The sequence below is a fragment of the Rhizobium sp. SEMIA 4085 genome, from assembly GCF_013004495.1.
GTDB classification, from domain to species: Bacteria; Pseudomonadota; Alphaproteobacteria; order Rhizobiales; family Rhizobiaceae; genus Rhizobium; species Rhizobium gallicum.
Genome location: NZ_JABEPH010000231.1, coordinates 1 through 9,628, shown reverse-complemented (window position 1 = coordinate 9,628; position 9,628 = coordinate 1). Strand labels below are relative to the sequence as shown.

At 59.7% G+C, this 9,628-nt stretch carries 6 protein-coding genes and 1 pseudogene; 4 read left to right on the top strand and 3 right to left on the bottom strand.

Annotated elements, in window-relative coordinates:
* Positions 1–73: 73 nt before the first annotated feature.
* Positions 74–4,090, bottom strand: a complete 4,017-nt coding sequence (locus C9413_RS21110) for a serine/threonine-protein kinase PknK (protein ID WP_246703814.1) — start codon at positions 4,088–4,090, stop codon at positions 74–76.
* A gap of 645 nt (positions 4,091–4,735) precedes the next feature.
* Between C9413_RS21110 and C9413_RS21105 the strand changes: the two genes are divergently transcribed.
* Positions 4,736–5,311: a response regulator gene (locus C9413_RS21105; protein WP_082046483.1), complete on the top strand. Its 576-nt coding sequence runs from the start codon at positions 4,736–4,738 to the stop codon at positions 5,309–5,311.
* A 671-nt stretch (positions 5,312–5,982) separates the two neighbouring features.
* On the opposite strand, the gene C9413_RS21100 is transcribed toward C9413_RS21105, so the two are convergent.
* Positions 5,983–6,621 carry a response regulator transcription factor gene (locus tag C9413_RS21100; protein ID WP_039843851.1) on the bottom strand — a complete coding sequence of 213 codons (639 nt, stop codon included), beginning with the start codon at positions 6,619–6,621 and terminating at the stop codon, positions 5,983–5,985.
* 808 nt (positions 6,622–7,429) lie between these two features.
* On the opposite strand from C9413_RS21100, the gene C9413_RS21095 reads away from it, so the two are divergent.
* The 3 genes and pseudogenes from C9413_RS21095 to C9413_RS33675 form a co-directional block, all read left to right on the top strand.
* Positions 7,430–7,825 (top strand): response regulator, encoded by a 396-nt coding sequence (locus C9413_RS21095; RefSeq protein WP_039843852.1) that lies wholly within the window; start codon positions 7,430–7,432, stop codon positions 7,823–7,825.
* 509 nt (positions 7,826–8,334) lie between these two features.
* Positions 8,335–8,559 carry a hypothetical protein gene (locus C9413_RS21090; protein WP_039843853.1) on the top strand — a complete coding sequence of 75 codons (225 nt, stop codon included), beginning with the start codon at positions 8,335–8,337 and terminating at the stop codon, positions 8,557–8,559.
* Between the two features lie 23 nt (positions 8,560–8,582).
* Positions 8,583–8,675: pseudogene (locus C9413_RS33675) on the top strand (LysR family transcriptional regulator); the annotation flags it as partial.
* Between the two features lie 65 nt (positions 8,676–8,740).
* Here C9413_RS33675 and C9413_RS21085 read toward each other — a convergent pair.
* Positions 8,741–9,427 carry a TetR/AcrR family transcriptional regulator gene (locus C9413_RS21085; RefSeq protein ID WP_170250860.1) on the bottom strand — a complete coding sequence of 229 codons (687 nt, stop codon included), beginning with the start codon at positions 9,425–9,427 and terminating at the stop codon, positions 8,741–8,743.
* Positions 9,428–9,628 lie beyond the last annotated feature (201 nt).

Below are 9,628 nucleotides of genomic sequence, written 5' to 3'. Positions count from 1 at the left end.
CGCCGGGGCCAGTCCCTACAGCCGGCGCCCCCCCGCCGGTGCGCCCGCCGTGGGTGGGTCCCGCCGCCACCCGTCACTGCCCGCCAGGCGGCAGGATCAACAGGCCGCGCTCGGCCCCCGCCTGCTCAACGGCGGTGCGCAAGACCGTGTCGATCAGCTTTTGAAGGACAATTTCGCCAGAAACGGCTTGCGAGATTTTGATAACGGTTGCGAGATCGAGTTGCTCGATCGGTGCGCCGATGGTGCTGGTTGGAGCAGGAGCGCGTTCTTCCCCTCTCAGGTCAGGATAAAGCTGGTCGAGTTGCCGCACCTTACCGTCGGCGCCCCAGCGCAGATAGCAGCCACGCGCGTTGCGGAGATAGAGACGAGTGAAGTCCTCGAAACCTCCTTGCGCATAAAAGCGGGCGGCGAGTTCATATGCGAGGGCTTCGTGATGAATGAAGCCGTTGGCGCGCGCTGAGCGGATTGCTTGTTCGTAAAGACGCACGGCGTCGATGTCTCGGCCTTCAAGGCGTGCTATCTCGGCGCCGACCAGCGCGGCTCGGTTCTCGAAATTCTCGGGGCAATGCTTCGCATAGATCTGAAGCTGTCGGTGGTGGGCGACCAGAGCCTCCGTATGCCGCGCCCGCTGTTCAGCCACAGGAGAATCGCAGCATGCGGCGCGGGCCAAGGCGCCATAGAAATGATGTTCCGGCGTTTCTTCGAAATGCGACACCGATGTCCATGGAAGCCTCTGGGCCCGCAATGAAGCATCGACGGCCGCCTCATAGTCGCCCGCAAAGAACCGCGCCTGGAGTTTTCTGACGAAGTAGCAGGTTTCCGCAAGAATCAAATTCGGATCGTCGGAAAACCGGCGTTCGATCTCAGTTTCGTCAAATCCGTCGTCATCGAAGGAGCCGAATTTCCGGGTCAACCCGCGCAGCGTCCGGACGAGGCCGAGTTGCGCGCTGGCGAGGTCTATGACGAACTGGAACCGCACCTTCCGTGCAAACGTAAGGCCAATCTCCGCTTGGCGGTGCACTTCCACAAGCGGATCTCCCGCCGCCAGCAGGTTCGAATTCAAACTGGCATAGCTGTATCCGGCAAACGTGAGGTCGCCGCTCTGGTTGGCAATTTCAAGCGCTCGCCGCAAGATGTCGCGGGCGGTTCGGACATGTCTCGTCCACGGTATGACATGGGCCCCGAAGTCTTTATAAGTCCTGGCTTGGAAGCGCTTCAGTTCGCGCTCTTCGACCAGTTGGCAGCCAAGCCGACCGAATCGAAATCCGGCCGCATAGTCGCCGAAGCGCGGTCCGGCAATATAGCCAAGCGACACATAATGGTAGCAGGAACCGTCGCTGTTGCCTCGCTCGAGGCTCAGATTAACAGCCAGGCAGATCGCCATGCACGCAAGATTCGCATCGGTATGCCATACCGCCCCAACGAGCCGGGTGAGGATATCCAGCGTCGCGGAGGATGCTGGGTCGCTCATCAACGGCAGATCAATGAGCTCCTCGATTGCGCGACTCCCGAGCTGCGACCAGATCCGGCCGTATTCTCGTTGCACCTCCTCGTCGGCCGGATGCGGCGACCAGTCGATGCCGAGATGCTGCCTCAGGGAGTCGAGACCAACGGCGGCGGAGCGACTGGTCTGACCGAGCGCAGCGTAGAGATCGATGCGCAGGCAGGCGACAGCAGCCTGGTCGTCGGTGCAGACAGCACAATTGGAAAGCAGTGCTAACCGCTCCTCCGCGTCCGCCAGCGCGCCAATGAGGAACTCGCATTCGGCTCGGTTCAGCTCAAGCGCGAACGCCAGTTGTTGCTGGCGCTCCCAGGCGTCTTCCGGCAGCAGTGTCGTGCCGGCAACAAAATAGTTGAGCGCCGAGGCGTATGCCGTCGAGGCCTTGGCGCGTCTGCCGGCCAGCAGATTGAACTTCGCCAGTTGCTCGCGCTCCTCAGCTGAGGTGATCAGTGCGGCCCCGCGATTGAGCTGGCTGACAATCTCGAAGACATTATCGTCAATCAGTTCCGGCGCAGTATTCGCCGCAAGCAGTCTCCCTATGCGAAGGTGCAGCTCGCCGCGCCGCTCCTCCGGGATCAGCGAATAGGCAGCTTCCTGAACGCGATCGTGGACGAACCGGTATGCGCCTGCCAGACGTTCGAGCAGTTCATGAGCGACGGCAGGCCACAGGGCCTCGGGGACTTGCTCCTCCGGGGTTTCGAGGACGAGTGAAAGCATCGTGGTATCTGCGATGTTTCCGAGACAGGCGAACTGCTGCAACGCCTCCCGCGTTTCGGGCGGAAGGCGCGCGAGCTTGCCGACCATCAGGTGCACGACGTTGTCGGTGTATCCCTTGGCGTGAATGCGCTGGAGATCCCAGGACCAGCATGCCGCGTCATGATCGAAGGTGAGCATTCCCTCTTCGGCGAGCGAAAACAGGAACTGACGGACGAAGAACGGATTGCCGCCGGTCTTGTCGAGCATCATCTGTGCGAGCGGGGCTGCACGCTCGGGCTGGCAGTGGAGCGCATCGGCAATCAATTGCCGGAGATGGTCTCGAGTAAGCGGCGCAAGCGTGATTTCCGCGACCTTTCCGCCGGCGGTCTTGATCGCGTCAAGCTTGCGCATCAAAGGATGGGCGGCGCTGACTTCGTTGTCGCGATAGGCACCGATCAGGATGAGCTGTTGCAGATCCGACCGGGTCAGCAGGTCCTCCAGCAGGTCGAGTGTCGCCGTATCGAGCCATTGGAGATCGTCGAGGAACAGCGCGAGCGGATGCTCGGGCCGGGCAAAGACGCTGATGAACCGCCGGAATATCAGCTGGAATCGCCGTTGCGCGTCCTGTGGCGGAAGTTCAGCGACCGGCGGCTGGTCGCCGATGATGAGCTTCAGTTCGGGGACGAGATCGACCATCAGCTGTCCGTTCGGCCCCATCGTTTCGCTCAGCGCCTGGCGCCACGGTGCCAAATCGGCCTCGCTCTTGGCGAGCAGCCCCTTAAGGAGGCCCTGAAAGGCCTGCGCCAGGGTCGCATAAGGGATGTCGTGCTTGTACTGGTCGAATTTGCCGGACGCGAACAGCCCGCGCGGCGGCACCAGTACTTTGTGGAGTTCATTGACCACCGCCGACTTGCCGATGCCGGAATAGCCAGAGACGAGCACCAGTTCCGGCGCCCCGCTCAATACCACGCGGTCGAAGGCAGTGAGCAAGGTCTCGACCTCGCGCTCCCGCCCGTACAGCTTCTCGGGAATCAGAACGCGGTCCGGGATATCGCGTTCGCCGAGCGGGAATGTGTCAATCCGGCACTGCATTTCCCATTGGCTGAGACAGCGGCTCAGATCGTGCTCGACGCCGCCTGCCGTCTGGTATCGTTCCTCGGCCGTCTTGGCGAGCAGCTTCATGACGATGGCCGAGACCGCCGGTGAAACATCCGCCGTCCGCTCATTGGGCGGCATCGGCTGCCGTGCAATGTGGCAATGCACCCATTCCATCGGGTCGGAAGCGGCGAAGGGCAGGCTCCCGGTCAGCATTTCGTAGAGGGTGACGCCAAGGGCATAAAGGTCGCTGCGTGAATCGATCGAGCGGTTCATGCGCCCGGTCTGCTCGGGGGCCATATAGGCAAGCGTTCCGGCGACCACTTCGGGCGGCTCTGGCGCCTGCCGCTCGCGGGAGAGGCGCGAGGCGATGCCGAAGCCGGTGAGTCGCACCTCGGCGTCCGAGCCCGTTACCAGGATATTGGCCGGTTTGATGTCCTTGTGGACGAGGCCGCGCTGGTGGGCCTTACCGAGCGCAGCGGCGATGCCGATCGCGAGGCGCAGGAAAAGCTCCGTTTCCATCGCCGTTCCGAGCCGCCTGGCGAGCGGCTCGCCGCCCGGATCTTCAAGCACCAGCATGGTCCGGCCGCCTTCGCGCACCAACTCAAGCGGTCGCACCGCCCATGGGCTATCGAGCTCATCCTTCAATCCAAATTCATGGTCGAGGCGTTCGAGGCTTGAAAGTGTCGGGTGCTCGAGGGCAGGAAGCACGACCAGTACCGGGTTCCACTTGCCGTCGGCGCCCCGGCGCCGTTCCCGGTGGAACACGCGATCACCATCCTCCCAGAAAACCTCCAAACTGCTATCTCCACCAACGCTGACGAAAGAGGATGTGCTTACTTGCTGACTTCGTCACCTCGCCTGTCTCATTTGGCACTGCCACTCTCGTTACGGAGATCCGTCCAATCACATTGGCCAAAGCGAGCACATGTGACGAACCGTAATCATTTCCCTGCCTTCTTACCACATCTCGCCTGTTCGTCCCAGCGCATCAGCCGAGCGGCGACCACCCGCCCTCTCAATCCATGGTCCGCTGCTGCTGACGAAAGGCCGCCCAGCGGCGGCCGGGCGGCCGGGCGGATCGTGGACCCGCAGAGCTTCGGAGGGAGGAGGCGGCGAAGCTTATTGGTAGCAAGGGGAAATTCGCTACCTGCCTGTCTTGAGGCAACGAGTAGAGACTAGTGATAGAAAAGACGACGGAAAATTATCCTGTGGTTTATTCTTGCGATACTTTGGAGTACCCGCACAGAGACGCATCCGCGAACTTCTGCTCAGCGAGTGGCATGTTCATGGATCGGCAATACCACCGTCGCTCCAGGCGCGTTAGCCAGCTGAAGCAGGCACTGTCAACTACCATCGGCTATTGAAACCTATCCAAGCGTATAATGTCCTCTCCAGCCGCCTTGTCTTAGACTCGAAGCGATCCTGAAACAGGGAGCGGTCATGATGGTATCCCCATACTTTGTCCCCGACGCGTCCTCGGCATCCAACACGAAGACAGCCAGTGTGTTGGTCGCGGATCCGGAAATCGACGTTTTTTCCCCTCTTGTTGCACGTCTCCTTTCTGAGGGACTGGCGGTTCGGCTGGCCACGAGCGTTGCCGGAGCCAAGGCGCAGCTTGAAAGCGACGTGCCCGATTTCGCACTGATTGAACTCAAATACGTTGACGGCAATGGTTTTGAGATCGTCGAAGCGTTGGCAAATCTGGGCACTACACGCGTCGTGGTCCAAAGTAGCTACTGCAACATCAGCACGGCGGTCCGTGCCGTCAAAGAAGGAGCAAGTGACGTTTTGCCGAAGCCGATGGAGGTCGATGTCGTGCTCGCCGTGCTGCTCGGACGAAATCTCGATTCCGCGCCGATACCTGATACGATTTCGTGCCCCGAGGCGGTTCGCATCGAGCATATTAAGAGAATTTACACCATGTGCGGGGCGAACGTATCGCGCACTGCACGCACGCTTTGTATGCATCGAAGAAGCCTCCAACGCATCATGGCGCGGGATTCCTTCTCACTATAGACACCTTGAGTTCGGCTGCCACCCCATGCGGCGTCGCGTATGATCGAGACGCCGCAGACAAAGATCGCGTTCGTCGTCAGCACGGAGGCCCGACCCCTAGAACAAATCCAGGAAGAGTGTGGATCGATCCGGAATTGCATACAATCAAAAGATAGTGCAGCTGTGGAGACTCCACTTTGGCCGAAGCTGCACTAGCGGTGGCGCTCCGGCACCTTTGCGCTCATGCGGACCTCGTTGGTGGGCTCATATCCCATTCGGCCGCCATCGTATCTTTTGACGAGGATTGGTCCTTCGAATCGCACGGCATTCTCTCCCGACATCGCCATTGTTAATCACCATCAGTTCATTCATTTTTGTCTTCAACAACCCGAACTTGGCAGAGAGCACTTGTTAACCGTAACCCCGGCAGCCCGACATGCCGTGGTGCGATCTTATAGGCAAATCCAAATCCATTCGGTCGGTCTTGAGCGCGCGACCTTGCTTGCCATGCGAGATCCAAAAAGAAGCCTCCCGGGGGTTGGGAGGCTCAAGGCGGGCCGATCGGGGGCGATACGGCCTGGGAGGAGGAAGGAACCCGCATCATAGAGGAGGGCCCCCGCCCGAGCTATTGGCCGCCAGGAAGGATCGATTATCACTGAGGAGGGGGTGAACTATACGCGCGGCCAAGACCTTTATGAGTGCGTTTGCGGCTTTCCCGGCGCGAGCATCAGCTTATCAGCCATACGCGCGAGTTCGGGTAGGGACTTGGTTCCCATCTTTTGCATGACCTGGCTGCGGTGAACTTTCACGGTAATCTCGCTCACGCCTAGATCACCGGCAATCTGCTTGTTGAGCCGTCCGGTCGCCACCAAAGCCATCACCTCGCGCTCCCGCGGGGTCAGGCTATCGAAACGCGCGCGTACCGTCGCCAATGCCTTTTCATTTTCAAGCCACACGCGGTCGCGCGCCAGGCCGACGTGAACGGCATCGAGCAAATCCTGGTCTCGGAACGGTTTCGTCAGGAACTCGACTGCGCCCCCCTTCATCGCCTGGACAGACATGGGAATGTCGCCATGCCCGGTGATGAAGACGATCGGCAGCTGAATATTTTCTCGCGACAGCTCAAGCTGAAAATCAAGACCGCTTCGTCCCGGAAGCCGGACATCGAGCACGAGACAGGTCGGTCCGTTGGGTCGTCCAGACCTGAGGAAGTCGTCCACAGAGGCGAGGAGTTTCACGTCGAAACCGACCGAACGCAGCAGGCTGCCGAGCGCCTGGCGGATTTCCAGGTCATCATCGATGACAATGATGGTTGCCTCGGTCATCGTCAGCGCCCCCCAAGTTCAACCGGAGCATTGGGACGTGCAGGATCTGCACCCACTGCAGCAACAGCGGGCAAAGCCCAACCAGCAGAACGCCATTGACGCGATGAGAACACTCCTCCTCTCTCCTTCGTCGCTGCCGAAACGGAATTTTTTCGCGCACCAGAATGCGCGCTAATAACTTCAGCCACAAGACTAAATGCGGGCTGCCCACGAGAGCGCTTGCGCGTCCTGCAATCTGCCACAGCGTGCCGATGCGCTATGGCCGGCGCCTGCCTTACGAGGGACGGTGGCGCAAGTGTGAGCGGCGCGGGGCAGGCAAACCAAGCGCTAGCGACGCTGTGCCGAGTGATGCTCGCTCCGGCACGGCAGCCAAGCGGGATGAAACTGATCTTCGAGCACCGATGCAACCCTCTCGCCGGCACGGTCTACGCCCGGACCATTGCCGCCGTCTGCCAGCTCATCGAGACGGCGACTAGGGCCCACGACAAGCCGGCGTTCAGACTTGCGACCACGCTCCTTGACGCAGGCAGGTCTGAGCGAAAGCGTCGCCTGGGAACGCCTCTTCGGCCGGGTGGTCGCGTTCAATCGGAAGCTCAGGCGGCCACCGCGCGATCAAGGGTCCCTTCGGGCGGGCGATATGTTGCGGGCGCTCCTGGGCAGATGCCGCACTCGTTGCTGCCGCAAGGCCTCACACAATCTATACGATCGTATAGCTTGCGATGCCTTGGTCGCCGTCAGATACTAAACCCATCCATTCAAGCGCGCCACAACGCCAATTCGGTACAGCGCCGATCGGCGAAGTCGGGAGGCGGCAGTGCCAACCAAGAAACCTCTGATTGCGATCGTCGACGACGACGAGTCGATGCGCGAGGCTATCAAGGGGCTCATGAGGTCGATGGGATTTGACGCCGAGACCTTTTCATCCGCGGATAATTTCTTGAGGTTCCCCCATATCCGCTGCACGGCCTGCCTGGTGACGGACATCAATATGCCCGGAATGAGCGGGCTCGATCTGCACCGCCGGCTCGTCGCGCTGGGCAAGAGCATTCCGACTGTTTTGATCACCGCCTTTCCGGAAAAGAATGTGCGCGCGTCTGCCTTGGGCGCGGACATCGTCGGCTGCCTGACAAAACCGTTTGGTGAAAAGGTTTTGCTTGATTGCATCGGCTCTGCGCTAGCTCTCAGCAACAATGGCGAAAGCGGTTCATGAGGTCGCAAAAAAGTCCCCTCTGAGTTATCGAAACGTCGCCAAATCCATATTTGCGTCAATAAAGCTGCTAGGTCGGCCAACTGGCGGGAACTCGAGGTCCGCAATGCCTTGGCTCGTCGACAAGCGCTTGCGCGAATCGGCTAGAATCGTTGCAAGTGACTTCAGAATAGGGAGGAAAAACCAGCCGATCCAAACACTCCCACCGGGCCTTCGGCGCGGACTTTGATCTTTTCAATCCTATCAGCCGGGTCTCCAATCTGGAATAGCCACTGCGATCTGCGCCAAAGCCTCGCAGGGTAAGGCTTCCTGCGCATCTGCAATCCCCCACCGAGGAAGTTTAAGCGCGACAGCTTCCGGCAATCTGGTGGAGCGGGTTAAACCAAAGGCGGAAGTCAGCATGCCTAGAATTCAGAAAGTCTTCCGCAAGTATTATGGACCGAGATAACGCTTGGGACTAGCTTCAAAGGTGCCAACTGAAGGGAAATGCCCGCAACCAAAGGAAGCGCAGTATGACTGAGACGCTGGAGCAGAATGATCCTGCCATCGAAGAACTGATGAAAGACGCAATAACCAGTTACATGCTGGACAGTTTCGAAGTCGAGGATCGGTTGAAGGCAGCAGTCCAGAAGATCGCCTCGGAACTGCTTGCTGAAGAGCTGGCTGTTCTGAGGGAGAAGGCTGCGAAGGCCAAGTCGTGCTATATCCAGGTCGGAGATGTGTTGACACCGGCCTAAGGTCGGTCGGATATTCCCAGCCTCGGGTAGGGGAGGTGTCCTACGAGCGCTGCACCCCAATCCCGGGCAATGATGATTTGAGTGCGGAAATCACCCGCTCGGTCGCCAGCAAAACATCAGCCCCAATACGAGCATCCTCGCCAAAATGTCAGCAGGTCGCCGAGCGCGAGCCTTGGGACATTTATTCGGCAGGCCGAGGCCCCACCCACACGCCCGCTGGTATCGCGGGGATACTATTCGCCAATCCGTCGAGCATGCCTTGCAAGACGCTCTCGGTCAGCGCCTCCACTTTGTCGCTGGGGCCGACGAGGCGGTCTACCAGCAGCAAAGTGAGACCATGCATTTGCGACCAGAAAATTAGAATGGCACCGTCAATCTTGCGTGTATTTGCGGCCGTGTTCGCAATGAGCCGCCCGAGCGCCCCGTCGCTTATCGCGTCCACCAGAAGCGCTTTCATGTTCTCTGCCGCAGTTCTTTCGACAGCAGGGCGCCCATTGTCCTGACCGGTAAGGTAGCCGCCGAACATCAATCTGTAGAGCGCAGGATTATTGACGCCGCCGCAAACATAAGCGCGCGCTATAGCTGCCAGCCGCTCTCGCGGACTGTCGAGTTCCTTCGTCGCGTCGGTCATCTGCTTTGCAAGGAGCTCGAACCCTACCGCCGAGACGGCCGCCAGCAATTCGCGCTTGTCGGCGAAGTGTTTGTAAGGGGCGTTATGGCTGACGCCCGCTCGACGGGCGAGTTCCCGAAGCGAGAACTCTGTGGGTTGGGATTCGCTTAGGACATCGAGTGCGGCCCTAACGATCGCCCTGTGCAGGTCACCATGGTGGTACGGGCGCGGCTCTGTGCTGGACATGTCTTTGGTCATGATCGTCCATTTAGGTTTTTAAGTTGCGCGCGTCAACTTTTTACCAAGTCTATGTTGACAATGCCCACTCTAACGCTTAAGTGGGCGTCGTCAACATCGGGCGATGGCCCATTACATGCATCAGATTGGAGACTGCGACGAACAACGCAGCTCACGTTTGGTCGCAAACCGTACCGGAGAAAAAAATGCATCCCTATCGAT

Excerpts from the sequence above, each read along its gene's own strand:
- C9413_RS21105 (WP_082046483.1), top strand. The coding sequence starts at position 4,736 with ATGATGGTATCCCCATACTTTGTCCCCGACGCGTCCTCGGCATCCAAC.
- C9413_RS21090 (WP_039843853.1), top strand. The coding sequence starts at position 8,335 with ATGACTGAGACGCTGGAGCAGAATGATCCTGCCATCGAAGAACTGATG.
- C9413_RS21085 (WP_170250860.1), bottom strand. The coding sequence starts at position 9,427 with ATGACCAAAGACATGTCCAGCACAGAGCCGCGCCCGTACCACCATGGT.